The 25,535-nt window shown below is 45.5% G+C and carries 20 protein-coding genes and 2 riboswitches; of the genes, 18 read left to right on the forward strand and 2 right to left on the reverse strand.

Going from position 1 to position 25,535, the window contains the following annotated elements:
• The first annotated feature begins 107 nt into the window (after nt 1-107).
• From OB236_RS39045 to pdaA, 9 genes are all read left to right on the forward strand, one after another.
• Nucleotides 108-1,454: an ABC transporter substrate-binding protein gene (locus OB236_RS39045; protein WP_262688882.1), complete on the forward strand. Its 1,347-nt coding sequence runs from the start codon at nt 108-110 to the stop codon at nt 1,452-1,454.
• A gap of 75 nt (nt 1,455-1,529) precedes the next feature.
• Entirely contained in the window at nt 1,530-2,441 is a 912-nt protein-coding gene (locus OB236_RS39050) for a carbohydrate ABC transporter permease (RefSeq protein ID WP_262688883.1), read from the forward strand.
• A 3-nt stretch (nt 2,442-2,444) separates the two neighbouring features.
• Complete coding sequence (locus OB236_RS39055; protein WP_408638573.1) at nt 2,445-3,299, forward strand: carbohydrate ABC transporter permease; 855 nt, start codon at nt 2,445-2,447, stop codon at nt 3,297-3,299.
• 31 nt (nt 3,300-3,330) lie between these two features.
• Nucleotides 3,331-4,326, forward strand: a complete 996-nt coding sequence (gene mgrA / locus OB236_RS39060; protein ID WP_262688885.1) for an L-glyceraldehyde 3-phosphate reductase — start codon at nt 3,331-3,333, stop codon at nt 4,324-4,326.
• A gap of 175 nt (nt 4,327-4,501) precedes the next feature.
• Nucleotides 4,502-4,729: a cold-inducible protein YdjO-related protein gene (locus OB236_RS39065; RefSeq protein WP_076236146.1), complete on the forward strand. Its 228-nt coding sequence runs from the start codon at nt 4,502-4,504 to the stop codon at nt 4,727-4,729.
• A gap of 148 nt (nt 4,730-4,877) precedes the next feature.
• Nucleotides 4,878-5,021 (forward strand): hypothetical protein, encoded by a 144-nt coding sequence (locus OB236_RS39070; protein WP_262688888.1) that lies wholly within the window; start codon nt 4,878-4,880, stop codon nt 5,019-5,021.
• A gap of 101 nt (nt 5,022-5,122) precedes the next feature.
• Complete coding sequence (abc-f, locus tag OB236_RS39075) at nt 5,123-7,243, forward strand: ribosomal protection-like ABC-F family protein (RefSeq protein ID WP_262688890.1); 2,121 nt, start codon at nt 5,123-5,125, stop codon at nt 7,241-7,243.
• Between the two features lie 665 nt (nt 7,244-7,908).
• Nucleotides 7,909-9,828, forward strand: a complete 1,920-nt coding sequence (gene thrS, locus OB236_RS39080) for a threonine--tRNA ligase (protein ID WP_262688891.1) — start codon at nt 7,909-7,911, stop codon at nt 9,826-9,828.
• A gap of 126 nt (nt 9,829-9,954) precedes the next feature.
• Nucleotides 9,955-10,746 (forward strand): delta-lactam-biosynthetic de-N-acetylase, encoded by a 792-nt coding sequence (gene pdaA / locus OB236_RS39085; protein ID WP_408638574.1) that lies wholly within the window; start codon nt 9,955-9,957, stop codon nt 10,744-10,746.
• Nucleotides 10,747-10,823: 77 nt separating this feature from the next.
• Here pdaA and OB236_RS39090 read toward each other — a convergent pair whose 3' ends face one another.
• Nucleotides 10,824-11,702 carry a TetR/AcrR family transcriptional regulator gene (locus OB236_RS39090; RefSeq protein WP_262688893.1) on the reverse strand — a complete coding sequence of 293 codons (879 nt, stop codon included), beginning with the start codon at nt 11,700-11,702 and terminating at the stop codon, nt 10,824-10,826.
• A gap of 240 nt (nt 11,703-11,942) precedes the next feature.
• On the opposite strand from OB236_RS39090, the gene OB236_RS39095 reads away from it, so the two are divergent.
• From OB236_RS39095 to OB236_RS39110, 4 genes are read left to right on the forward strand one after another with little or no spacing between them, the layout of a single operon-like run.
• Complete coding sequence (locus OB236_RS39095; RefSeq protein WP_262688895.1) at nt 11,943-12,476, forward strand: GbsR/MarR family transcriptional regulator; 534 nt, start codon at nt 11,943-11,945, stop codon at nt 12,474-12,476.
• A gap of 20 nt (nt 12,477-12,496) precedes the next feature.
• Nucleotides 12,497-15,607, forward strand: coding sequence for an efflux RND transporter permease subunit (locus tag OB236_RS39100; RefSeq protein WP_262688896.1), 3,111 nt, complete (start codon nt 12,497-12,499; stop codon nt 15,605-15,607).
• Between the two features lie 44 nt (nt 15,608-15,651).
• Nucleotides 15,652-16,902: an efflux RND transporter periplasmic adaptor subunit gene (locus tag OB236_RS39105; protein WP_262688898.1), complete on the forward strand. Its 1,251-nt coding sequence runs from the start codon at nt 15,652-15,654 to the stop codon at nt 16,900-16,902.
• Nucleotides 16,903-16,934: 32 nt separating this feature from the next.
• Nucleotides 16,935-18,713, forward strand: a complete 1,779-nt coding sequence (locus tag OB236_RS39110) for a hypothetical protein (protein ID WP_262688900.1) — start codon at nt 16,935-16,937, stop codon at nt 18,711-18,713.
• An 11-nt stretch (nt 18,714-18,724) separates the two neighbouring features.
• Here the strand turns inward: OB236_RS39110 and OB236_RS39115 are convergent, their stop codons facing one another.
• A complete protein-coding gene (locus OB236_RS39115) occupies nt 18,725-19,186 on the reverse strand; it encodes a hypothetical protein (RefSeq protein WP_262688902.1) in 462 nt (153 codons plus the stop codon).
• Between the two features lie 119 nt (nt 19,187-19,305).
• Nucleotides 19,306-19,475, reverse strand: a riboswitch (cyclic di-AMP (ydaO/yuaA leader).
• Between the two features lie 506 nt (nt 19,476-19,981).
• Nucleotides 19,982-20,179: riboswitch (cyclic di-AMP (ydaO/yuaA leader) on the forward strand.
• Nucleotides 20,180-20,301: 122 nt separating this feature from the next.
• Here OB236_RS39115 and OB236_RS39120 point away from each other — a divergent pair.
• From OB236_RS39120 to kdpC, 5 genes are all read left to right on the forward strand, one after another.
• The gene (locus OB236_RS39120; RefSeq protein ID WP_076236136.1) at nt 20,302-20,709 is read left to right on the forward strand and encodes a hypothetical protein; all 408 of its coding nucleotides are present in this window, start codon (nt 20,302-20,304) and stop codon (nt 20,707-20,709) included.
• A gap of 193 nt (nt 20,710-20,902) precedes the next feature.
• Complete coding sequence (locus OB236_RS40290; protein ID WP_408638578.1) at nt 20,903-20,980, forward strand: potassium-transporting ATPase subunit F; 78 nt, start codon at nt 20,903-20,905, stop codon at nt 20,978-20,980.
• Nucleotides 20,981-21,063: 83 nt separating this feature from the next.
• Nucleotides 21,064-22,743: a potassium-transporting ATPase subunit KdpA gene (gene kdpA, locus OB236_RS39125; protein WP_262688904.1), complete on the forward strand. Its 1,680-nt coding sequence runs from the start codon at nt 21,064-21,066 to the stop codon at nt 22,741-22,743.
• Nucleotides 22,744-22,764: 21 nt separating this feature from the next.
• Entirely contained in the window at nt 22,765-24,795 is a 2,031-nt protein-coding gene (kdpB, locus tag OB236_RS39130) for a potassium-transporting ATPase subunit KdpB (protein WP_262688906.1), read from the forward strand.
• A 63-nt stretch (nt 24,796-24,858) separates the two neighbouring features.
• Nucleotides 24,859-25,464 (forward strand): potassium-transporting ATPase subunit KdpC, encoded by a 606-nt coding sequence (gene kdpC / locus OB236_RS39135; protein ID WP_262688908.1) that lies wholly within the window; start codon nt 24,859-24,861, stop codon nt 25,462-25,464.
• Nucleotides 25,465-25,535: the final 71 nt, after the last annotated feature.

Genomic DNA, 25,535 nt, shown 5'->3' on the forward strand with positions numbered 1-25,535 from the left:
GGTTCGAAAGCAAGTAGAATGAATTTAAAGATGCAAGCAGGCGGGGCCAACCTGGTTCATTTTGTATAGAAAATGGTTTCAGAAAATCAATGATGGAGGGTGTCGTTATGAAACAGAAAGTTACAACGATTAGTATAACTGCGTTAATGGGCTTATCTCTCACTCTTGCCGGATGTTCACAGGGCTCTACTCCTGCTGCCGGCGATTCCACAGGTAAGCAACCATCCGCAGCACCAAGCAAGGCTCCCACGAAAAATGAACCTGTTACATTAAGAATGACCTACTGGGCAGGTTCACAATTGACGGTGGATAAGAACAACGCGGTTATTGAGCTGTTCCAGAAGGCGAACCCGAATATAAAAATAGAAGCAGAGTACTATGCTGGAGATGCCTATAATGACAAAATTAATGTTCAGGCCGCTTCGAATAGCTTGCCGGATATTGTGCGGATTGATTATGCGCAAATTCAGAATTATGTCAACAAAGGTATCTTAAAGCCTCTGGATGAGTACATAGCGAATAAAACGATAGATATGACCGGCGTTGCGGATGTGAATATGAAGGGTGGCATTCTGAATGGTAAAACCTACGGAATTAACATCGGCAACAATGCGTTAGTCATGTTTTATGATCCGGAAAAGCTGGAGAAAGCCGGAGTCAAGGCACCTGGTCCGGATTATACATGGGAGCAATATGAAAAAGATATGCAGACGATCAAAGAAAAGCTGAATATATACGGCGATACACACCTGATGCAGACTCATTTTGAGGTATGGCTGAGACAGCATGATAAAGCTTTATTCAATAAAACACAAGACGCGCTTGGATATGAGGATGACAAGCTGTTCATTGAATTTATGGAACAACAGCTCCGATGGCAGAAAAAAGGTATTATAAGCCCGATGGGGGTTGAGCTTGAAATCAGAGGCTTGGAGGATGGCCCGTTTCCAAAAGGTCAAGCCGCATTCGGTGGCTTCTCTTACTGGAGCAACCACGCCGATATTATGGAAACGCAGCTGAAGAAACCTTTAGGTTTTGCGATGTATCCGGGATCTGGGGACGGCAAGGGCATGTATATGAAGCCATCCTTCTTTCACGGGATAGCAGCTTCCTCCAAGCATCCGGATGAGGCAGCCAAATTTATCGAGTTTTTCACGAATAATCTGGACGCAGCCAAATCACTTAACGCCTATTTCGGTATGCCTTATCATCCGAAACTCGTTGCCGGTATGCAGAACACGTTCAGCGACACTCAAAAAAGAGTTTCCCAGTATCTTCAAATCGTTGAGAAGCATTCAAGTGTTATTGATCCTCCTGCACCGGTCGGGGGAGCCGAAGTAGGCAAATTGTTTACCAATATTCGTGCTGAAGTGTTCTACGAAAAAATAGCGCCGGATAAGGCAGCGGAAAGATTCAGAAAAGAAGCGAATGCGATATTAGGCAAGAAAAAGTAAAGAAATGCTTGGGATAAGCCTGCGCCTGCAGTGGATAGGCTTATCCTGCTAATAATCTTAAGGGGGGATAGAGCTTTGAGTGGAGCGGACAACAAGACATTCTGGAAATCGGACAATGTGGCGGGTTATGTATTTATATTCCCTTGGTTGTTTGGGTTTCTTGTATTTTCCATTATTCCAATAGCTGCTTCGCTTTTTCTTGCTTTTACCAAATATGATATTCTGTCTCCTCCGCAATGGGTAGGCTTGGACAATTTCAAAGTCATGTTTACGGAAGATACGCGATATTGGAAATCCGTGAATGCAACATTAATTTTTGTATTTACTGCTGTACCGTTACGCCTTTGTTTTGCGCTTGCGGTGGCGATGCTGCTGAATTTAAAGCTGAAATGTCTCGGTTTTTTCAGAACTACCTATTACTTGCCGACGTTGATCGGTGGCAGTGTGGCGGTTTCGGTCATGTGGCGCCAGCTGTTTGGAACAACAGGAGCTTTTAATTCATTTCTGGAAGTGTTTTTTGGGGTAACAGACAAGGTATCATGGATTACACATCCATCTACAGCACTGATGTCGCTTATCCTGTTATCGGTATGGCAGTTTGGCTCTTCCATGCTGATTTTTCTTGCAGGCTTAAAGCAAATACCTGCCGGTTTGTATGAGGCAGCCCATGTGGATGGCGCCAATGCATGGGAGCGATTCAAAAATATTACCTTACCTATGCTGACGCCTGTGATCCTCTTTAATTTAATAATGGGTCTTATCAATGGCTTTAAGGTATTTACCGAAGGGATGATTGTAACAGGGGGAGGACCCTTTGATAAGACGTTGTTTTACGTTTTGTATTTATATGAGAAATCATTTCGGTACTATGAAATGGGTTATGGTTCCTCGATGGCGTGGGTTCTGTTGTTAACGATTGCCTTCTTTACTGCTATTGTGTTCCAAACATCCAAACGATGGGTACATTATGAATCGAAAGGGGATTAAGGCATGAACAGCTCTGTCAAAGCCATCCGATTATCTAGAAGTATTATTGTTCATGTCTTCGTTACTTTATTTGCCTTTCTCATGATCTATCCATTGTTATGGATGTTATCCAGCTCGCTTAAAGACAATACGGACATCTTCATTAATGCGCACCAATTAATTCCTTCCAAATGGAACTTTGATAACTATGTGACCGGATTTAAAGGATTTGCCGGCATATCGTTTGCTGTGTTTTTTAAAAACTCGTTTATTATCACGATTTTGTCTGTCATCGGTACGGTCATTTCATCTACGATGGTAGCTTACGGATTTGCCCGAATCCGATTCAAATGGGCACCCTTCTGGTTTAGCTGCATGATGCTAACGATGATGCTTCCGGGTGAGGTCCTCATGATTCCGCAGTATATCTTTTTTCACAAAATCGGCTGGATTAACACCTTCTTGCCCTTGATCGTGCCTTCCTTTTTTGGTGGAGCCTTCTTTATCTTTTTAATTATCCAGTTTTTGCGAGGTATACCGAAGGAATTGGATGAATCCGCACATATCGACGGCTGCGGGAAGTATCGGACTTTTATTCTGATTATGATTCCACTGTTGGTTCCACCGATTATTACGGTATCGATTTTTAAGTTTTATTGGACATGGGACGATTTTTTCAGTCCATTGCTGTATTTAAATTCACCCAAGCTGGCGACGGTTTCCTTGGCTATAAAAAGTTTTGCCGATCCTACCATGAAAACCGATTGGGGAGCTATGTTTGCGATGTCGATCTTATCTTTGGTTCCTATCTTTATTATATTTTTTGTTTTCCAGAAATACATTGTTGAAGGCATCAGCACCACAGGATTGAAGGGCTAGCACCTTACTATGAAGGGAAAGGTACATACTTATGACAACTTATTTAGCTAATGAGGACAGGTACGATTCAATGGTGTACAACCGTTGTGGGAGATCAGGACTTAAGCTGCCTGCAGTTTCATTAGGATTATGGCATAATTTCGGTGATGTCGATACGATGGCAAACGCGAGGTCGATGATCTGCCGTTCCTTCGATTTGGGAATCACTCATTTTGATTTGGCCAACAACTATGGACCTTCAGCCGGGTCGGCGGAGGAAACCTTTGGACGCCTTTTAAAATCGGAATTGTCCGCTTACCGCGATCAGTTAATCGTATCTACCAAGGCAGGTTATTACATGTGGCCAGGACCTTATGGGGAATGGGGTTCCAGGAAAAATTTGGTATCGAGTCTGGATCAAAGCTTGAAGCGGATGGGGCTCGATTATGTGGATATTTTTTATTCCCACCGACCTGATCCACATACACCCATGGAAGAAACAATGGGGGCTCTGGACCAGATCGTCAGACAAGGGAAAGCACTTTATGTTGGAATTTCGAATTATAATGCGGAACAAACTAAACAAGCTATTCAAATCTTAAAGTCTCTGGGGACTCCTCTGCTCATTCACCAAGCGACCTATTCCATGTTTAACCGTTGGGTAGAAAATGGACTTTTGGACGAGCTGGAGGAAGGTGGGGCCGGCTGTATCGCTTTTAGCCCATTGGCTCAAGGTATGCTGACGAATCGTTATTTGACCGGTATTCCGGGTGATTCCCGAGCTGCAAGCTCCAACAGTCCGTTTCTTAAGGAGCATGATATAACTGAAGAGAAATTGACTACAATCAACCAACTCAATGAGTTTGCTGCAGGACGTGGTCAGTCCTTGGCACAGCTTGCTCTTGCTTGGGTACTCCGCCAAAAGCAAATTGCGTCTGTTCTGATAGGAGCAAGCAAAGTGAGTCAAATCGAAGATAATGTAGGTGTACTTAATCGTTTATCTTTGTCTTCAGAGGAAGTAGAGCAGATTGAAGCGATATTGAAGTAGGTATTTACTATTAATTCGGTAAAACGTTAAAGTGACAGCAGAGTAAAGTGTTAATACAGTAACTTAACAAAGGAATGAACTTGCGGATTCTCTAATGAAAATAGGGCTTGCCAATAGTCGTCTTCTGTATAATAATAAGAAGTCTAGAAATTAATGCAGGGAGATCTGATTGGAAATGGCAACTACGACATTAGAGGAACAAACGCAAGAACTGGAACACATAGAAATATGGAAATGCAAACAACCTGAATGCAAAGCATGGACACGTAAGGAATTTGTAACAGAAGAATTGCCTGACTGTCCTTTATGTAAAAGCCCGATGGTACGGAGCTATAAACACTTACCGGTAATGGACAAAAAGACGAAGAAAAAGTTTCTGGTAGGTAAGGGACGCTCCAAATAGGATGAGATGGAACAAAAAGGCTGCCGCCGTTCGTGCAGCCTTTTTTGCTGCCCATAGACTTAAAGTATTCAAGCTGGGAGAGTAGACATTGCATTATCCGTGCGTTTTATGCTACAGTTACAATATTACAAACAAGGAGGTGAGGTAGGTGAATCACGAAATGGTGAACAACCGTATTAGCCAGCTGCCGATTGCTATGGCTGGCATCGTTCATACTTTTCCGAACATCGGGAGAAGTCTGTCTGATTATTCAAATACGGTTGTACCATTCGCGAGAAGACGCCTACCTTAACCGATACGGATTGCTGTACCATCCGAAGGGTCGCGGGCTTGCTGCTGCGGCTCTTTTTTGCTGTTGAGTTAGGGTCTTCATCTCTAGGAGGATCCTTTATTATGATTATTATTAACGGCCAAAATATTAAAAAATACCACGGTGCCCACCTTGTGCTGGACGGGGTTACTTTTGAAGTGCATGAAGGAGAAAAGGTAGGTCTTATCGGGCGAAACGGATGCGGAAAATCGACACTGCTGCAGCTCATTTCCAGACAATTGCATGTGGATGAAGGCATGTTGACGCTGAAGAAGGATATTCAGGTGGGATATTTGCCACAAATCCCTGTTGAATTTGAAAGTATGAAGGTGTATGAAGTGCTCGCTTATGGTTACCTGGAGCTGACGAAATGCCAGAAGGAATTAACCGAATTGGAGCACGAAATGTCCGACCCAGAGGCGGCATCGAGTCCCGAACGGCTTGAGCAGCTTCTGAAAGCCTATGCTGCCGTACAAGAGCGTTTTGAACGGGGTGGCGGCTATGAAATGGATGCCAGCATTGATCAAGTGGCCCAAGGCTTGCAAATTCCGAAGAGTGCGTACATGCGCAGCTTCAGTTCACTGTCCGGAGGCGAGAAGACGAGGGTAGCGCTAGCCTCACAGCTGATTGTTCGACCCGAGCTGCTGCTGCTCGACGAGCCAACAAATCATCTCGATCTGAAAGGCATTGAATGGCTTGAGCAGTTTTTACGGAGTTATACGGGTGCATGTATGGTTGTGTCGCATGACCGTTATTTTCTCGATCGTGTAGCTTCCAAAATGATTGAGCTGGAGGATGGAGAAGCTCATACGTATACGACCAATTACAGCGGGTATATGAAGGAAAAGGAAGAACGGCTGCTGCAGCAGTTCGCTCAGTATCAGGAGCAGCAAAAGGTGATAAAAAAAATGAAGGAGACGATTCGTCAGTTGGAGGAGTGGGGACGGGTCGGCGGAAATGAGAAGTTTTTTAAGCGAGCAGCTTCAATTCGCAAAGCGTTGGATCGTATGCAAAGGGTGAAGCGTCCGGTGCTGGAGCAGAAAACGGCTGATTTTGGGCTGGTGCCGCTGGATCGCTCCGGTAATAGAGTGGTATCCTTCGAGGCAGTATCCAAGTCTTATGGTAGTCGGGATGTGCTGTCTGGGGTGGAAGGAAGTCTACAGTACGGGGAAAAAGTAATGCTGCTAGGAGACAACGGGACAGGCAAAACGACTTTGTTCAAGCTCCTCTTGGGCGAAGAAATGCCCGATGGTGGAGAAATCAGGCTGGGAGCCCGCGTGGAAATTGGATACTTGGCACAGCAAAATGCGGTACTGGACCGCAAGCAGACGGTGCTGGACTATTTCCGCACGGAAGCTGGCTTAGAGGAAGGCGAAGCAAGGGGGATTCTTGCGAGGTATCTGTTTTACGGAACGGATGTATTCCGTCCGGTAAGCCTGCTGTCTGGGGGTGAGTGGTCACGGCTGCGACTTGCGCTGCTCGTTCTCTCGAAGCCTAATCTGCTTCTGCTCGATGAGCCGACGAACCATCTGGATATCGCTTCGCGCGAGGCGCTGGAGGAAGCTTTGGAGGAATTCCCGGGAACTGTGCTTGCGATCTCACATGATCGCTATTTTATCAATCGGCTGGCGCAGCGGGTATGGTTGTTAGAGGAGGGTAAGGTGGCCCCATATCTCGGGAATTTTGACGAGTTCAGGGCGAAGAGGCGGCAGCAGGAAGAGGAGGTTTCCGAGCGCGGAGGAAACGGTTTTGTCAGCGGTGCACGCCGGAATGGCGCGCGTGTGGAGGGCAAGCCGGACTTCCATGGCGCAGCGGGAGTCCTGTCACCGGTGGCGGAAAGCTACGACAATGCGGGAGCGAAAGCACAAGCACCGACGGGAAGTCAGAGCTCTGCTGGTGCGAAGGCTCAGGCAGCGAGCAGTCATGCCGCTGGCACTGCATCGCGAAGCGCAGCAGTTACCGCGCCGCCAGCAGCATCGGCAGCAGCAGCTGGCAGCGCCCGTGCGTCCGAGCGGCGGCGTCTGGAGCTCGAGCGACAGATCGCAGCGCTCGAAGCGGACATGGCCGCAGCAGACGCAGAGCTGCTGGAACTTGGTGCTAGTATCAGCGGCGATACAGAGCAACTGGAGGTACGATGGCGTGAGCGCGGGCTGCTACAGGAGCGGCACGACGAACTGCTCGCGGCGTGGATGGAGCTCGCGTGAGGTCATTAATTTTGGCAATTGATTTTACGCTAGTTCAATACCCCTTGACAAAATAATCTCCATTCGTTATTCTAATTAACAAATAAAAGCAAGGCAATAACCAAGGACATGAACACTTAGGGATACTGAACAGAAAGAGGGGTCACCGGCTGAAAGCCCCTTCTGTGGAAATAAGTGATTTACCCCCTTGCAGCTGCGATATGGAAATCATGCTTACTCATGAGAGTAAATATCGCCGGGAATTCCCGTTACAGAAACCAATGAGGATCTGCTTTTATCAGCAGGTTATAATCAGGGTGGAACCACGAGCACATTCGTCCCTTTTCGGAGACGAGTGTGCTCTTTTTGTTTTTTTAAATAACCAAATAACCTTTAAAAGCAATAACCAAGGATATGAACACTTATGGAAGCTGAACAGAAAGAGGGGTCACCGGCTGAAAGCCCCTTCTGTGGAAATAAGTGATTTACCCCCTTGCAGCTGCGATATGGAAATCATGCTTACTCATGAGAGTAAATATCGCCGGGAATTCCCGTTACAGAAACCAATGAGGATCTGCTTTTATCAGCAGGTTATAATCAGGGTGGAACCACGAGCACATTCGTCCCTTTGCGGAGACGGGTGTGCTCTTTGTGTTTACAAAAATGATCATAATGGAGGAGTTAACATGGCAAATCAAGTGAAAGTGAAGCTGCCCGACGGAGCTGTAAGGGAGTATGGTTACGGTACAACAATTGAGCAGATAGCAGGGTCAATTAGTCCGGGGCTAAGGAAACTTGCGGTGGCTGGTACAATCAATGGCGAAATGGTTGATTTGAATCGGTCTATTGAGCAGGACTGCGATATAGCAATCATCACACTCGATAGCGAAGAAGGATTGAAGGTATATCGCCACAGCACGGCGCATGTGATGGCGCAAGCGCTTAAGCGCATATATGGCGAAAAGGCAGTTAAGCTCGGTATCGGGCCGGTCATTGAGGATGGCTTTTATTACGATATCGATATTGAAAAACCTTTATCCAGTGAGGATCTTGCCGCAATTGAGCAGGTGATGAATAGCATTGTAGCGGAGAACCTGCCGATTGTCAGACGGGAGGTAGACCGTGATGAGGCCATTCGGATATTTGAGCGGCAGGAGGAGCCACTTAAGCTGGAGCTTATTCATGATTTGCCGGAAGCTTCGGTCATCACAATTTATGATCAAGGTGAATTTTACGATCTATGTCGTGGACCCCACCTCCCGTCTACAGGCCGTATTCAGGCGTTCAAGCTGCTGAGTGTAGCAGGTGCCTATTGGCGAGGTGATTCCAACAATAAAATGCTGCAGCGTATATACGGAACTGCCTTCCCCAAAAAACAGCAGTTAGAAGAGCATTTGTTCATCTTGGAGGAAGCGAAGAAACGCGATCACCGTAAGCTTGGCAAAGAACTGGGATTGTTTATGTTCTCAGAGGAAGCGCCGGGAATGCCATTTTACTTGCCCAAAGGCATGTCGATTCGTACGGAGCTGGAGAATTTTTCGCGCGAGGTACAGGTGCAGCAGGATTACCAGGAGGTCCGTACTCCACTCATGATGAACCGACGGATGTGGGAGCAGTCCGGGCATTGGGATCATTACAAGGATAATATGTATTTTACTGAAGTTGACGATACGCATTATGCGCTCAAACCGATGAATTGTCCGGGACACATGCTCATCTTTAAAAATACACTGCATTCCTATCGCGAGCTTCCGATACGACTTGCCGAATTCGGCCAGGTTCATCGCCATGAATTTTCGGGTGCCTTGAACGGGATGATGCGTGTGCGCACGTTTTGCCAGGATGATGCGCATATTTTTGTAAGACCAGATCAGGTCGAGGAGGAGATTGGACGCGTAATTGCTTTTATCGATCAAATTTACCAGGTGTTTGGCTTTGAGTATACAATCGAGCTGTCTACACGTCCTGAGGATTCGATGGGATCGGCGGAGCTATGGGATCTGGCAGAAGCATCCCTTCAGCATGTATTGGATCAGAGTGGTATTGCCTATCGAATGAATGAAGGTGACGGGGCCTTTTACGGACCGAAAATTGACTTCCACATTCTGGACGCGCTTAAACGCAGTTGGCAGTGTGCGTCGATCCAGCTTGATTTTCAAATGCCTGAGAAATTTGATCTTTCCTACATCGGCGAAGATAATCAGAAGCACCGTCCTGTTGTCATTCACCGTGCAGCCTACGGGTCCATAGACCGCTTCATCGGTATTTTAACAGAGCATTACAGCGGTGCGTTCCCGGTTTGGCTCGCTCCGGTTCAAGCAAAAATATTGCCAGTGTCCGATGCTTTCATCGATTATGCACTGCAGGTGAAGCAAGCACTGGAAGCTGCAGGTATTCGTGTAGAAGTAGATATACGAAGCGAAAAGCTTGGTTATAAAATCCGTGAGGCACAGCTTGAAAAGGTTCCCTACATGCTTGTAGTCGGCGAGAACGAGCGGTCAATGAATAAAGTGGCTGTCCGCAAACGTGAAGAAGGCGATATCGGATCGATGGGCATAGCAGAGATTACGGAACAAATTGCAAGTGAAATTCGAGCGAAATCGTGATCAGTATCACTGATTACAAGCTTTCTTTTCTTTCACTAAGCGGATGATTCATTTCATCCTGAGCAATACTACCTTTAGGCAGCTATGAGACATGAAGGATGTCAATTCAGAAAAGAGGGTGCATGGATGAGACGTGCCATACAGGCCGTGGTGTTTTTAATGGTAATGGTTAGCGTTGTACAGCACTCTGGTCAGGTGTGGGCTCAGGACGATAATCGTCCTTATCATTTTGGCTTTAAAAAAAGCAAGGATGGAAAGCTTCCTTCAATCGCGGAGGAGGGCTTTATGGGCATTCTTCAAAAGCATGGAGCTATTTTTTTGGGGGATACCGAGAAAAAGGAACTTTATTTAACCTTTGATAACGGGTATGAAAACGGATATACAGCTCAATTGCTGAACGTATTAAAGGATAAAAAAGTGCCCGCGGCCTTCTTTGTGACCGGGCATTATGTGAAGGATCAACCGGAGCTGGTCAAGCGAATGGCTGAAGAGGGTCACATCATTGGCAACCATTCCTGGAGTCATCCGGATATGAGCAGTATATCTGCGAGCCGTATGAAGGATGAGCTGGACAAAGTCAAAGTGGAAATAGCCAAACTGACCCCTCAAAGCGAAGTTAAGTATTTGCGACCGCCAAGGGGAATCTTTAGTGATCAGATGCTTGGAGTCAGTCAAAATATAGGCTATACCAGTGTTTTCTGGTCCGTGGCTTACAGGGATTGGGATACAAAAAAACAGCACGGCTGGAACTATGCCTATCAACAAGTGATGGCACAGCTTCATCCCGGTGCTGTCATTCTGCTTCATTCCGTTTCTCAGGATAATGCAGAGGCAATGGGCAAAATTATTGACGATGCCCGAAGTCAGGGATATGAATTCAAAAGTCTCGATCAAATGCAGTTGAAGCAATACCGCTAAGCAAATACTTTGTGAATGAATTGTTCATTCAATCAGGTTAACCGGAAACTCAGGTTAGCCTTTTTTTTCTCGGTAAATTAGCAAATACGGGCACAACCGAATGATTTGTTGAATACGGCGATAATATCCGAATCACCCTCTGCCAAGGAAATCAGATAATTAACCATTCCCTTGATTATGATATCGTTGGGCTCTTCTTTGTTGGCCTCCTGCACGATTACATCCAGAGACTGAAGCATGGTGCACATAACCATAGGGGCTTCGACATGCGATTCAATCCAACCCTTCGTTGTAAGCGCTCTCTCAATCAGGCTTTCGCGAGTTGTTTCTGAACTGCGATCTGATAAAATAACAGCTTTGGAAAGGATGGGAACGGTGGGTTTACTCAGAATCCCATAAATAACATCGTCCAGACGGTTCATTAAATATTCGGCCAGCTGCCCGCCTTCAATAGGATGTCCGAAAACGATATGGCAGAAATAAAACTCCTTGATCATCCCGTTAAATAAGTTGGCACAATCAAATGAATGCGGTCTGATTTCCGATCCATAGAGCTCAATGATACGCTGGTCAAACCATATAACGTTTTGGTTACTGTGATCAATCATTAAATCCTGTAGAGCTTTATTTAAAAAGGTGATCCCTTTTAGCTGCATCGCAATAAAATCTTTATCTTTGATGAAGGCTTCGCATTGATATTCAATGGATTTAAATAATCTTTCCCGAGCGCTTAACGAGGGGTCCTGAAGAATCTCCTCCAGATATGAGCGGTACGATTCCATATAATGATTGAAAATATGAACGAGCAATTCCTCTTTGGAATGGAAATGTAAATAAAAAGCTCCCTTGGATACTCCGGCAAGACTGACAATATCTTGAACGGATGTTGTATGGTAGTCACGTTCTCCGAACAGCTTGATTGCAGCCTGAACAATTTGTGTTTTTTTGTCATTCATTCTGTTCGACACTCCTTGTTTCCAAACTTGGTACATCACATGTATACAGCAATTGTATACGTCGAACATATTCATGTCAACATTATGACTGACTGGTCACAAAATTGGTTTAAGTAACGAAATAAAATAAAAAAAGGTTGATTTAAAGCTGTATATCCATTATTATACTTTCATAATGACCAGTCAGTCATAATGTGATTGTAACTTTAATATCATTCTTAAAGTTACGAATGAACTTACATGTACTTGAAGGAAGGGGCCACCAGCAATACGATGTTACAGACTCTCGATGAAATGAAGTTAAGCACGAGTCATTTTATGTCCATGCACCTGGAAAAAGAAGGCTTCAGTCCGCTCGTTGGCAGGCTCTTTACACTGCTTCTGTTTTCAGCAGAGCCCTTATGCTTGCAGCAGATGGCTGAGGCATTATCTGTCTCCAAGGCCGCGATCAGCGTTCAAATCCGGAATATGGTATCGCGACATTTGTGCAATAAGGTTCCGGTTCAGAATGACAGAAAGGATTACTATTACATAACGGATGATTTTGAAATCCATGTTTTCGAAACATACAAAGAGAAGATCAAATCGGTTCAACAAACGCTGAAACGGAATTTGCTCGCTTTACCGGAACAAGAAGGTCTGGATTCTGCGGATCAGGAGACATGTCGCGTTGTCGAACAAAGATTCAGCGAAATTTCATTGTTTTGTGACATATACATGTCCAGAATGAAAGGCTTCAACGAGGAATGGCTGCTCAAAAAGCAATTATTGTAATTTGATAAAGGAGTAAAATGATGAACAAATTTACTGATTTTTCTTTGAAAAATGCGGCAGCAATTATTATTATCAGCTTTATATTGCTCCTTGCAGGCACATTCTCCGCATCCACATTGAAACAGGAAAGTATGCCGGATATTTCCTTGCCGATCGTATTTATTAGCACGGTATATCCCGCTCCTCCTAAGGACGTTATGGATAATGTAACGAAGGTTATCGAGAAGCGGGTTGTGGGTGTGGAGGGTGTAAAAAAAGTTTCCTCCAGCTCGAATGATAACTTTTCGTCGATCACGGTTGAGCTAGTAAACGGCAGAAAGCCTGATGATGCGAAACGTGATATCGAAAGCTCGATCAAGGACATTGTGCTGCCAAAAGGAGCAAGTGAACCGAAAGTTTCCAAGTTTGGAAGCAGTGACTTCCCGGTATACTTTGCTGCGATTAATGGTAACGAGAATATGAACCATGACGAGCTGAACCGGATTTATAAGGATGTTATAGAGCCTACCTTAAGCGCCATGGATGGGATTGATCATGTAGATTCAATTGGACAGCAGGAAGCTACCTTGAAGCTTAAGCTGAATATTAGCGCGATCAATAATTATGGCATGACACCTGCGCTTGTTTCACAAAGTATACAAACTGCGCTCATGACGAGCCCGGCAGGTAAAGTCGATTTTAACGGAAGCTCCCAATCGGTTCGGATCGAAAGTGATTTGAACACGATATACAATTTGGAAAACATGAAAATTACGTCCCCCAAGGGTGACACGGTCATGCTTAAAAATATTTCCAAGGTTGAAGCCATTTCCGAATCCAAATATATTGCCCGGTTGGACAGCACTCCGGCTATCGGCCTCACGCTGTTCAAAGGAAAAGATGCCAATACGGTCAAATTTGCCGATGATGTTGACAAATTGTTCGCCGGCTGGAAAAAGGAATATCCGAATTTGCAATTTTCACCTGTTTACAATGCAGCTAATGATGTCAAAAAATCGATAAACGGGATGCTGAAGGAAGGGATTATGGGGGCGGTTCTGGCTTCCGTCATGATCTTATTGTTCCTGAGAAATGTGCGTATGACCTTGATCGTATTGGTGTCAATTCCTTTGTCGATCTTAACTACATTATGCGCAATGGCATCACTGGATATTACACTCAATATTATGACGCTCGGCGGTTTAACGATTGCCGTTGGCCGGGTTGTCGATGATTCGATTGTTGTTATTGAGAATATCTATAGTGAACTGCAGCGGGTCAGTGACCGTAATGAATCTGTTATTAAGATAGCAACTTCAAAGGTAGCTTCGGCGATCACCTCATCCACGATTACAACTGCAGGTGTATTTTTACCGATAACCTTTGTTGGCGGTGTATTGGGGGATATATTCAGACCCTTTGCGATTACCTTGATCGTGGCCTTAATGTCCTCACTGATCATCGCATTGACAGTTATTCCGATGCTTGCCAAATTGATGGTGCTCAAAAGTAATAAGATCAAGCATCACGATGAAGAGCAGGTCGGTAAGCTGGGTGGCAGTTATAAAAAAATATTAAATTGGTCGCTCGATAACCCGAAGAAGACGGTGCTGGCGGCGGTACTGGCGCTTATCATTTCGATAGGAGGAACGGTTCCTTTTCTTCCGATGGCCTTTATGCCGGATAGCGAAACCAATAAGCAGGTTCAGTATACGTTGAAGCTGCCACAGGATACTTCCTTTGAATCGATGGATTTGAAGGTTAAAGAAATCGAAGGGATGCTTCGGGAATCCAAGGATTCTGCTGGACAACCGGCCTTTGACTATTTTGAATCGATGGTTGGTTATGATCAGCAGAACACGAGCGGAGAACGAACACCTTACAAAGCGAGTATTATTGCTTCGGTATCAGCGGCCTCCAATGCCAAGGAAATGGCTGAAACGTTTAAGAATAAAATGATAGAGATGACCCCTAAAGGATCGGAAATTGAAGGTGCGCTGTTAGCGCCAAGCATGGGCTCTGGAGATGATTTTGCCTACCTGCTGAAAGGTGAAGACCTGAATCAGCTGATTGCCGGTGCCGAGTTGGTCAAAGCGAAGATGCGGGAATTCCCGGAGCTGACAACGATTAAAGACAGTCTGAGTGAAAAGAAGACGCAGGTCGTTGTCAGTGTAGACCAAAATAAGGCGCGTGTGTATGGTTTATCCTCGGCACAGCTGACAGACACGGTGCGATTGTGGCTTGCAGAGGCACCGCTGGGTGATATCAAATTCGACAATGTAACCTTTGAAACCAAGGTCATGGTAGATGATGATTTCAAAAATTCAATGGAAAAGCTGGGGCGCATACAGCTGACAACCTCAACCGGTGCGGTAGTCGCTCTTAATGATGTAGCCAAAATCAAACAGGTAGAGGCACCGGCAGCGATCACTAGGGAAACGCAGGAGCAATATGTGAAAATCACCGCCAAAATCGAAAGTAAAGACAAAGGTGGCGTGAGCACCAAAGTTACAGAAGCTTTGAAAACAGTAGAACTCCCTGGAAGTGTTCGTACGCAGGCACAAGGGGTTAATGACGATATTCAGGAAAGCTTTGGTCAAATGGCGGTTGCCATGGGTGCTGCGATTTGTCTCGTTTATCTCGTCATGGTTATTGCTTTTGGGAACGCGAGTGCGCCGTTTGTTATTCTCTTTTCGGTACCACTGGCTGCGATCGGCGGACTTATCGCGCTGCTGATTTCAGGCGAGTCGATCAATATTACATCACTCATTGGATTTTTGATGTTGATCGGGGTTGTTGTTACCAATGCCATCGTACTGATCGACCGGGTACAGCAGCTTCGCGCTGATGGATTATCGGTTCGTGATGCTTTGGTTAGAGCGGGCTTAACAAGACTTCGCCCCATTATTATGACCGCGGGTGCCACAGTGATGACTTTGCTGCCATTGGCGCTGGGTGTTTCGGATGGATCACTGATTTCCAAAGGCTTGGCAGTTGTTGTTATCGGCGGTTTGATCACTTCGACCGTACTGACTTTGATTGTTGTACCCGTGATTTACGAACTTATCGATAAAATGAATGTCGGAATCTCGCGGTTTATGAACAGAAATGAAAACCGAGTCGCCAAAACCCCGACAGTAGAAGGCATGTAGGTACGAGTAGCTGACAGATATATATCGAAAAGGAGCAACATTCCATGAAACCATTTAGGGTCAATCCAGTTCATACAGGTGTAAAAGCTATGGGATTAATGTTAGTTGGAGCGGTCATGCTTGCAGGCTGCTCCGAAACGCCCAAAGCCCAACCGGCACAGGCTACTGAAGTACAGCTCAAACAGGTTAAGGTAAACAAAGTGGCGAAGCAAAAAATAAGTGAGCCTTTGGAGCAGGTGGCTGATATAGCCTCCTCCATTCAGCTCGATGTGTCAGTCAAGGTAGGCGGCGATGTCAAGGAAATATTGAAGAAGCGTGGAGATAACGTCGAAAAAGGTGAAGTGATTTTCAGACTTGATCCAACCGATGTGCTGATATCCAAAGAAAAAGCGACTGTGACGATATCCTCAACGAAAGAGCAGCTGGTGAAAGCGCGGGAGGATTTGGCTAACAGCAAGCAGGATTTGCAGAACGGTATCGTGAAGCTGGAAGCGGCAATTAAGGAAACCGATAAGAATTATAATAAAATGCGCAACGACTTTGATTTGGGGCTATCTACGAAATTCCAACTGGAGCAGATAGAAACCCAGTTAAACAATCTTAAGCTTGATTTGCAGAGCAGCCAGCAGAAACAAAAAACGCTGGAAACGACTAATTCCTTATCACAACTGGAACAGGGCTTACTAATATCGGATGTGTCAATTCGAGAGGCCGATCGGACATTGGAGCATATGGAAGTGAGAGCAAGTGTTAGCGGAGTGCTGACGGATTTGCCGATTGAAGTTGGCATGATGCTTCCAGCGGGCTTCCGTGCTGCACAAATTCAGCAGCTGGACCCTATCAAGATCAAAGCTGAGCTTACCGAAGAGGCGGCGGCGCTAGTTCGCGGGAAGCAAGAGCTATCCTTTTACATATCCGGTTCAACTGAAAAATATAAGGCCAAAGTGAGCTATTTGGCTGATGTTGTCAGCACCCAATCCAAAGCCTACTCGTTGGAACTTGAATTGCCCAATCAGGATCGCAAGTTCAAGCCGGGAATGAAGGCTCAGGTTCTGCTGACAGAGGATCAGGATCAAATCGTAGTCACCGTGCCTACCTTAAGTATTGTTCGTGAAAGTGGAGAGAGCTTCGTATTTGTTATGGCGGGAGATACCGTGGAGAAGCGTAAGGTCACGCTGGGTCGTTTAAGTGATACGTATCAAGAGGTCATAAGCGGTGTCAAGGAAGGTGAACCGTTGGTAACCTCGGGGCAGAATCAACTGAAGGATAAAGAAAAAGTACAGCTAGCTCAATAAACCATGTTTGTCACAGGAGGAGAACGAAACGAATGAATAGAAGGTTAACCGTCATCGTAGCATCAGCCGTGTTATCGGCATCGATCACTGGCTTCATGAGCCCTGCTTTTGCAGAGGTAGCCGTAACCACGAGCTTGGGAACGAATAGTTCTGTACCCATCAGCGAACAAACAGCTTCAAGGCTCAGTCCTGCACAAACCGTTCAACCCATTGCTGCCGTATATCCATTGACGGATGTATTGAATGTACAGATCAAAAGTGTTTTGACAGAGGAAATTCTCGGAGGTACCCGGATCGGTATTGTGATCAAAATGGAAAATACAAGCACCTCGATCACCAAGGTTCCCGATTATGAGGTTCGTGCACGCACCAGCAAAGGGATAACCTATACGCTGCAGCCAAGCACAGCGAATCCAAGAGTCATACAGCCCCAGACCACAACCGATATTAGCTACATGGTCGTACTGGATCGTGCTGAGAAAATAACCATTAGTGAAGTCAATTGGACGGATGTAGATTACTATGTATATCCCAAGAAAGAAACACTCATGGCCTCAGTCCCGATTACGATCCAGCCTTGGCATGGTGTAGATACGTCCATGACTGATTCGGCTGCGATCCGCAAGTGGTCTGACGCTTTCCGGATTCCTGCATTGGATTCCCCAATCGAATACACACCCGTAGATATTCATAAGGAATCTACTAAGACGGGTAATGTATATGTCGTTCAATTACTGGCTTATAACCCGTCGAGTCAACGGGAAACCGTACCCGATTTTGCCATAGATGGGAAAAACGATAAAAAGGTGTTCATAGGCAGCCGATTAGAGAAAGATACGATTCAATTGGATGCCAAAGAAGAAAAGTATATGCATTACGCAATTCCAACCGATCAGGATACAGAGCTGCTAAGCTTAAATCTGTTGACTGCTGAAAGCTTTACATCAGGAGCTTCCAACGTGGTTAGTTATCAAGTGGGCAGACTGAATATATTGCTCCCGGGCGATGCTGCTCCACAAAATTATGAAGCTTATGCATTAGGCACCTCCATGAAATTCGATATGCGAAGTGAACTTATCCATCCGGATTTGCAGGTTTCATTGGTTGAGCTTCATATGAACGATAACCAGGATGAAGGTAGCAAGCAAGTAACAGCTAAATTCCGTTTGTATAACCAAAGTGCCCGACCGCTCGCTATCCCCATGTTTCAAACGGAATTGATCGGCAGCGGAGGTTACCAATACAGTGGCAGACGGCAAGTGCTGGCGGCAACGTCTGTACTGCCCAACACCGGAACGACCATCAATTACACGTATGTGGTACCAGCGACCGAGACTGGAACGGGGCTTGCCTTAAAGCTTCAGGATACAACGGCACAAGCACCGTACAAATCAACGATTGCCGCTTACAGTGTGAATTTACAAGCACCGGACAAAGAAGACAAATTTAGTCTGTATCCGTTTAATGTAGCGATCGAACGTTGGGACATTTCCTTCTTGTTCAATTCAGCGACTCATCAATATACGTATAAAGGCAAGTTTTCCTTCGATATTGAACGCATCAAAGAGACCCAGGTAGATGAAAGCTTCCCGCAGCTTCAATTTGAACTGCATGATTCATTGGGAAGGCTCGTGGGCACCTCTGTGAAATCGTTGATTGGGCAGGAACGCCTGGTTACTGGAGAGAACAATATTGCCTTTACCGGAAATTCTGAACAATTCGACACGCCGCTGACTTTAAAAGTATACGAGATATTCAAAACGGAAAATGGAGATGCCAAACGTCTATTGACTGAATTAAGCAGATCGTGATCTTAGCCTACTCAAAAGGAAAAATAAGATCGTGACTGTTCGATTAGTCTGGATCGTTCCAGAATGATACTATTCGCATCAGGTAGCTGCTTGCTATTCTGATTGTAGATTTGAGTGACAAGGTCATGTAAAGCGGCTTTGACCAACTCACACCGCTCTGTTCCCCATGCTTGCTGTTTGGTATTGACAAAAGCAAACGCATCGGTAATGGAAAGTCCCTTTAATTTGATTAAAACCGAAGCCCATTGGATCAGGTCGAATTTATTGCCGCAGCAGGGGAGATTCCATTCTGCCCAACCATTCCATCCGCGGCTGGATATTTTCAATAATCCGCAGGAGCCATTGGAAGTGATTTGCGAGATTCGGCTTTTCAATAGAAGACAATCAAATTGGTAAATCTCCATGGAACCGATTTTGTAGGGTACCAAGGAATGTTCAGTGGGTACGGTCAATGGGTCGGCGAGCTTTAGCATGATACTTGCACTCCTCTACATTTTTTGAATTTGGACAAACCAAAGGAAGCCCGAGAGCAGAGAAACTCTACTCTCGGGCTTCCTTTGCATGAATAAATAAGGTCAGGGAGACACGAGTGTGCTTCTCTCTCAATTCGCTTACGAGGTTAGCTGTCGGATTCGGGCTTGAGAGTGCCCTACCCCCGGGCATCGAAGATGCCCAGAGGATTCACCCCTATAAGCTATTTATCATAAATAGCTTAAACTGGGTCCCCCGTTTCCCTATATGGGAATTAAGCGTTGAAAATGGATGATATGGAGTTGTTAAGTTAATGAAATGTATCATACGCTGGGCGTTAAATAATGTAAAACCCCAATCCGCATCATAATTAAGCCTTTTTTGCTTAAAAGCTCGATGAAAGCGGAATCAATCCTGATTTCCCTTTATTATCTATATCTATGCTAGCTCATGCTGGGTATTTGAATATTTCTTCGTAAAATGGAGATATCGAGAGATGGATGCAGATATCGAGAGCATGAAAAGGATTTGGATGCTATGCAAGTCAATTATAGCCTTGTATGCCGTGCGGTATTTATTTACAGTGTTAAGCGGCTGGCGTATGATACATCTCATGATTCCAAACAAAGTTTTCCAAGTAACGGCTGAACATCTTCAGCCCTATGAACCGGTTCATAGGGGAACGAGAGCGTCGTTTTTATGAGAGAGGATGATGAAGCTTGTGATCGTGTTCAACGACCATGAGGTATATATGAAATGTAGATTTGTAGGGATCGTCTGTAATTGAAAATGAAACATGCACTTTATCGCTGAGTCCTTGAATTTAAAAGGAACGGGGGAACCAAAGAAGCGCGTAATCCCTGATTCGTTAATTCGTAGTCAGATACACGAGCTTCATGGGGTGAATCCTCTGGGCATCTTCGATGCCCTGGGGTAGGGCTACTCTCTAGCCCGAATCCGACAGCTAACCTCGTAAGCGTATAGGGAGAGGCAACAATTGTCGTGCGTAAGACACGGTTTGTATAACTGTGTTTTCAGAAGCCACGAGAAGAGTTCCGCTCTTTTCGTAGGCTTCTTTTTGTTGTCTCCTTTTTGACATCATAGGAGGAAGATTGAAATGGAACAACAGGAAGTCATTTTGGTTTCGGCACCCAATAAAACGGGAGAAGGCTTCATCCTTCAATTGCTGAAGCAAGGCTTGCGTTTTGCAGCTATTGCCAACAACCAGGGAGAAAAGCAAAGACTGGTCAATATTGGTGTAAAAAATATTGTAATGGTAGATACTACAGAACAAATCAACTGGACTCTTCCAGAGTTTACTATCGGGAAGGTGTTTATTTTTGAGCGAAGCCTGAATCTGTGCTGCCGTTATATTCAAATGTGCCGCAGATGGACCTCCAAGCCTATTTATGTCATTACCCATACGAGTAATCCGCGTCTGGTCTACAAAGGACTCGGCGCTGCCTATGTGATTCATACGACGAGCGAGGATGTTTCCTTTTTAATTCAAACACATGTGAAGTAAGGGCAAGCTTCTAATAATGTATATGCAAAACTCAGATAATGCTTACGAAGAAAGCTTCCTAAAGGAAGCTATTAGGAGGGGTAACCATGTTGGATCTATATATGGTACTGATGCTAGCCATTGCTTACACGCTGTTCAGTGGATTTTTGTTGTGGTGCGGGCGAGTTATTGAAGACTCAGGAGGCGAGCGTTTATGATTGTTGTCATTATTTTCACAGTATTTATTTTTCTTTATCTGGCCTACGCCTTGGTTAATCCAGAAAAATTTTGATTTATTAAATTTCTTACGAAAACTCAGCACATGCTTACGAAGAAAGTTTTGCTAAAGCAAAACTCTAAGGAGGAAACAAACAAATGGGCATTTTGCAAATTACCGTCGTTATTGTCATTTTGGTGCTGTTGGTTAAACCTGTAGGCACCTATCTCTATAACGTATTCTCTAATGAAGCGAATCGGACTGATAAGTGGTTCGGGTTCATCGAAAGACCGATTTTTGCAATGATTGGTTTAAAGGAACGAAAGGGTATGACCTGGAAAACCTACGCGCTCAGTTTTATTGTTACGAATATCGTACTCGTGGCCATAAGCTATTTGATTTTGAGGCTGCAAAAATATTTGCCGCTTAATCCGAACGGGATTGACAACATGGAAGAAACGCTGACCTTCAATACGGTCATCAGCTTTATGACCAACACGAATCTGCAGCATTACAGCGGGGAGTCGGGCTTGTCGTATTTTTCACAGATGGCTGTCATTATCATGATGATGTTCACCTCGGCAGCAACCGGGTTTTCCGTAGCCATTGCCTTTGTCAGAGGAATTACGAGTAAAGGGGAAACGATAGGCAATTTTTTCGAGGATTTTGTAAAAGCGCATATTCGTGTATTTTTCCCGTTTGCTTTTGTAGTGACTCTTCTGCTTGTGGCTCTTCAGGTTCCGCTGACTTTGCAGCCTACAATAACCGCAACAACGCTGGAGGGGGCCGAGCAGCAAATAGCTATCGGACCGGTGGCGGCACTGGAATCGATCAAGCATATCGGTACGAATGGCGGCGGATTTTTTGGAGTGAACTCGGCTCATCCATTTGAGAATCCGAATCCGCTGACCAATGTGATTGAAATTTTATCGATGTGGGTTTTATCTGCTGCGCTTCCTTACACGTACGGCTTATTTGCCAAAAACCGCAAGCAGGGTTGGGTTATTTTTTCCTCGATGATGATCTTATTTATTATGTTTCTGTCCCTTATTTATGCTGCGGAATCGAGCGGTAATCCCGTCATGAACAGATTGGGCATCGATGCAGCACAGGGCAGTATGGAAGGTAAAGAGGTCCGCTTTGGTATCCCGCAATCGGCACTGTTCGCTACAGTAACGACAGCGGCGACAACTGGCAGTGTCAATACGATGCACGACACACTAACACCGCTTGGCGGCATCACGCCAATGGCTCTCATGATGCTGAACTGTGTATTTGGCGGTAAGGGCGTTGGGCTCGTTAATATGCTGATGTATGCAATTTTGGCGGTATTCCTGGCGGGGTTAATGGTCGGGCGAACACCGGAGTTTCTCGGTCGAAAAATAGAAGCACGCGAAATCAAGCTGATTGCTATTGCGATTCTGGCGCATCCACTCATTATTTTGGCGTCAACCGCAATTGCGCTGGCTACTGATTTAGGAAAAGCGGGAATAACGAATCCGGGCTTTCATGGCATTTCACAAGTTTTGTATGAATTTACATCCTCCGCGGCTAACAATGGTTCAGGATTCGAAGGATTGGGCGATAATACGCCATTCTGGAATATATCTACGGGAGTTGTGATGCTGTTCGGCCGCTATATTTCGATGGTAGCGATGCTGGCGGTAGCGGGGTCGATGCTGCGCAAGCAGTGGGTTCCCGAAACTATCGGTACTTTTCGCACAGATAACCGTTTGTTCGCCGGTATTCTAATAGGAACTGTTTTAATTATAGGCGCTCTGACGTTCTTGCCTGGTATTGTATTGGGCCCGATAGCCGAGCATTTGACGATTCGTTAATGGAAGGAGTGGACATGATTCATGCAAACCAATAGAAAAAAAAGCTTATCTGGTGACATCCTTCGCAATGCCGTCAAAGACAGCTTTGTGAAGCTGAATCCGATGACGATGATGAAAAATCCGGTCATGTTTGTTGTTGAGGTTGGCACCTTGATCGTGCTGCTGATGACGATTTTTCCAGGATATTTTGGTACGGGTCAAAGTACGGGTTTTAACGTAACTGTATTTGCGATTCTGCTCTTCACTCTGCTGTTTGCAAATTTTGCAGAAGCACTTGCTGAAGGCCGCGGGAAAGCACAGGCCGATTCACTGAAAAAATCCAAAAAAGAGATCAGCGCCAATAAAGTGGTGAACGGAGGATTGAAGCTGGTTCCGTCCACCGAGCTGCGTAAAGGAGATATCGTCGTTGTTTCTCAAGGAGAAATGATACCGGGCGATGGAGAAGTGATTGAAGGATTGGCTTCTGTAGACGAATCTGCCATTACAGGAGAATCGGCTCCGGTGATTAAGGAAGCAGGAGGCGACTTCAATTCGGTAACAGGCGGTACCCGTGTTGTCAGTGACAAGATCAAAGTGAGAATTACGAATGATCCTGGGGAATCGTTTATCGACCGGATGATTGCTTTGGTTGAAGGTGCCAAGCGGCAAAAAACACCGAATGAAATTGCGCTGAACACGCTGCTCACCAGTTTGACGTTGATTTTCCTTATTGTTGTCGTCACCTTGGCTCCGATTGCCAAATATCTGGACATTCAATTGGATATACCGGTATTGATTTCTTTGCTGGTATGTTTGATCCCGACGACAATTGGCGGTTTACTATCAGCTATCGGGATTGCAGGGATGGACCGCGTGACCCAGTTTAATGTTCTTGCCATGTCAGGTAAAGCGGTCGAAGCCGCTGGGGATATTAATACGATGATTTTGGATAAAACAGGGACGATTACATTCGGTAACCGGATGGCCAGCGAGTTTACTCCTGTAGACTCCGAGAACATGGCGGTTTTGGGTGAATGGGCTGCAATCAGCTCGCTCAAGGATGAAACACCGGAAGGGCGTTCGGTGCTGGAATTAATGAAAAAGCAAGGAATGGCCTATGACAGCTCGATTGCCGAGGACGGGGTATTTATCGAGTTTAAAGCGGAAACCCGGATGAGCGGGATCGATTTGTCAGATGGACGTAAGGTACGTAAGGGAGCTGTGGATTCGGTAAGAAAATGGGTGGAATCTCAAGGTGGAGCCGTTCCGAGTGATCTGGAGCTCAAAGGCAACACGATTGCATCAGAGGGCGGTACACCGCTCGCTGTAGCAGTCGATAACCATATTCTTGGGCTCATATATTTGAAGGACACCGTGAAGCCGGGGATGAAGGAACGGTTTGAGCAGCTTCGCAGGATGGGCATCAAAACGATCATGTGTACGGGTGACAATCCGCTGACTGCAGCTACCATTGCCCGCGAGGCTGGTGTGGATGAGTTTATAGCCGAGAGCAAGCCTGAAGATAAAATTGCCGTTATCCGTAAAGAGCAAGCGGAAGGAAAGCTGGTTGCAATGACTGGTGACGGTACGAATGATGCTCCGGCACTTGCACAAGCGGATGTAGGGCTTGCGATGAACAGCGGTACGACAGCCGCCAAAGAAGCAGCCAACATGGTTGATCTGGATTCGGACCCATCCAAAATTATCGAGGTAGTGGCAATTGGCAAGCAGCTGCTGATGACGCGTGGTGCTTTGACAACCTTTAGTATCGCTAATGATGTGGCCAAATATTTCGCTATCATCCCGGCTATGTTTACGCTCGCGATTCCACAGATGGAGGCACTCAATATTATGAGGCTCGGCTCCCCATTGTCAGCGATTTTGTCAGCCTTAGTCTTCAATGCAATTATTATTCCGCTCTTGATCCCGCTTGCTATGCGAGGGGTTGGCTATAAACCGATGAGCTCAAATAAGCTCCTGCAGCGTAATCTGTTTATTTATGGATTTGGCGGGATCGTAGTGCCGTTCTTAGGCATCAAGCTTATTGATCTGATGGTGCATTTATGGATTTAGAAGTACGGTGAATCTTGATCTCGCAGCAGTATCAACATCTATCAGAAAAGAGGGTATAAAAGAATGGATAAATCGGAACATGCTGCGTCAAGCACAGCTAGCTTTTCTTTGGGAATCGTGATTCGGGTTAGTCTAGTATTTCTTGTATGTTGTGGAATCATTTATCCTCTGGTATGCACCGGGGTCGCACAGGTGCTGATGCCCGCAAATGCGAATGGCAGTATGATTTACAACAGCAAGGGACAGATCGTGGGCTCGGAACTGATCGGACAAAAGTTTGCTGATCCCAAATACTTTCAAGGCAGAGTATCAAGTATTGATTACAAGGCAGAGGCTTCAGGGTCCAATAACTATGCGGCATCCAATCCCGACATGTTGAAGCGAACACAGGAATCGATTGAGGACTGGAAGACCAACAATCCTGCTGTTCCCGTGAGTCAATTGCCAATTGACCTGATTACCAACTCAGGCTCGGGACTTGATCCGCATATCAGTCCGCAATCGGCTCTCGTTCAGGTTCCAAGAATCAGCAAGCTGAACGGAATTCCCGAAGCCAAGCTGCAGCAGCTTGTAGAGCAAACGACCGAAGGAAGGGACTTGGGATTGTTCGGTGAACCCCGGGTCAATGTGTTAAAATTAAACTTGGCATTGAGCGCCTTGCTGAAGTAGCTCTTTATAGAAGGAAAAGTTCTGGTAAAGCTATGGCTTTATCGAGCTTTTCCTTTTCCTCATCCTATGAG

The organism is Paenibacillus baimaensis, from assembly GCF_025567575.1.

Coding starts and splice junctions, on each gene's coding strand:
- OB236_RS39115 (WP_262688902.1), bottom strand. CDS start 19,186: ATGCTAAAGCTCGCCGACCCATTGACCGTACCCACTGAACATTCCTTG.
- OB236_RS39120 (WP_076236136.1), top strand. CDS start 20,302: ATGGAACAACAGGAAGTCATTTTGGTTTCGGCACCCAATAAAACGGGA.
- kdpA (WP_262688904.1), top strand. CDS start 21,064: ATGGGCATTTTGCAAATTACCGTCGTTATTGTCATTTTGGTGCTGTTG.
- kdpC (WP_262688908.1), top strand. CDS start 24,859: ATGGATAAATCGGAACATGCTGCGTCAAGCACAGCTAGCTTTTCTTTG.
- OB236_RS40290 (WP_408638578.1), top strand. CDS start 20,903: ATGATTGTTGTCATTATTTTCACAGTATTTATTTTTCTTTATCTGGCC.
- OB236_RS39095 (WP_262688895.1), top strand. CDS start 11,943: ATGTACTTGAAGGAAGGGGCCACCAGCAATACGATGTTACAGACTCTC.
- mgrA (WP_262688885.1), top strand. CDS start 3,331: ATGACAACTTATTTAGCTAATGAGGACAGGTACGATTCAATGGTGTAC.
- pdaA (WP_408638574.1), top strand. CDS start 9,955: ATGAGACGTGCCATACAGGCCGTGGTGTTTTTAATGGTAATGGTTAGC.
- OB236_RS39105 (WP_262688898.1), top strand. CDS start 15,652: ATGAAACCATTTAGGGTCAATCCAGTTCATACAGGTGTAAAAGCTATG.
- OB236_RS39055 (WP_408638573.1), top strand. CDS start 2,445: ATGAACAGCTCTGTCAAAGCCATCCGATTATCTAGAAGTATTATTGTT.
- OB236_RS39045 (WP_262688882.1), top strand. CDS start 108: ATGAAACAGAAAGTTACAACGATTAGTATAACTGCGTTAATGGGCTTA.
- OB236_RS39100 (WP_262688896.1), top strand. CDS start 12,497: ATGAACAAATTTACTGATTTTTCTTTGAAAAATGCGGCAGCAATTATT.
- abc-f (WP_262688890.1), top strand. CDS start 5,123: ATGATTATTATTAACGGCCAAAATATTAAAAAATACCACGGTGCCCAC.
- kdpB (WP_262688906.1), top strand. CDS start 22,765: ATGCAAACCAATAGAAAAAAAAGCTTATCTGGTGACATCCTTCGCAAT.
- thrS (WP_262688891.1), top strand. CDS start 7,909: ATGGCAAATCAAGTGAAAGTGAAGCTGCCCGACGGAGCTGTAAGGGAG.
- OB236_RS39090 (WP_262688893.1), bottom strand. CDS start 11,702: ATGAATGACAAAAAAACACAAATTGTTCAGGCTGCAATCAAGCTGTTC.
- OB236_RS39110 (WP_262688900.1), top strand. CDS start 16,935: ATGAATAGAAGGTTAACCGTCATCGTAGCATCAGCCGTGTTATCGGCA.
- OB236_RS39065 (WP_076236146.1), top strand. CDS start 4,502: ATGGCAACTACGACATTAGAGGAACAAACGCAAGAACTGGAACACATA.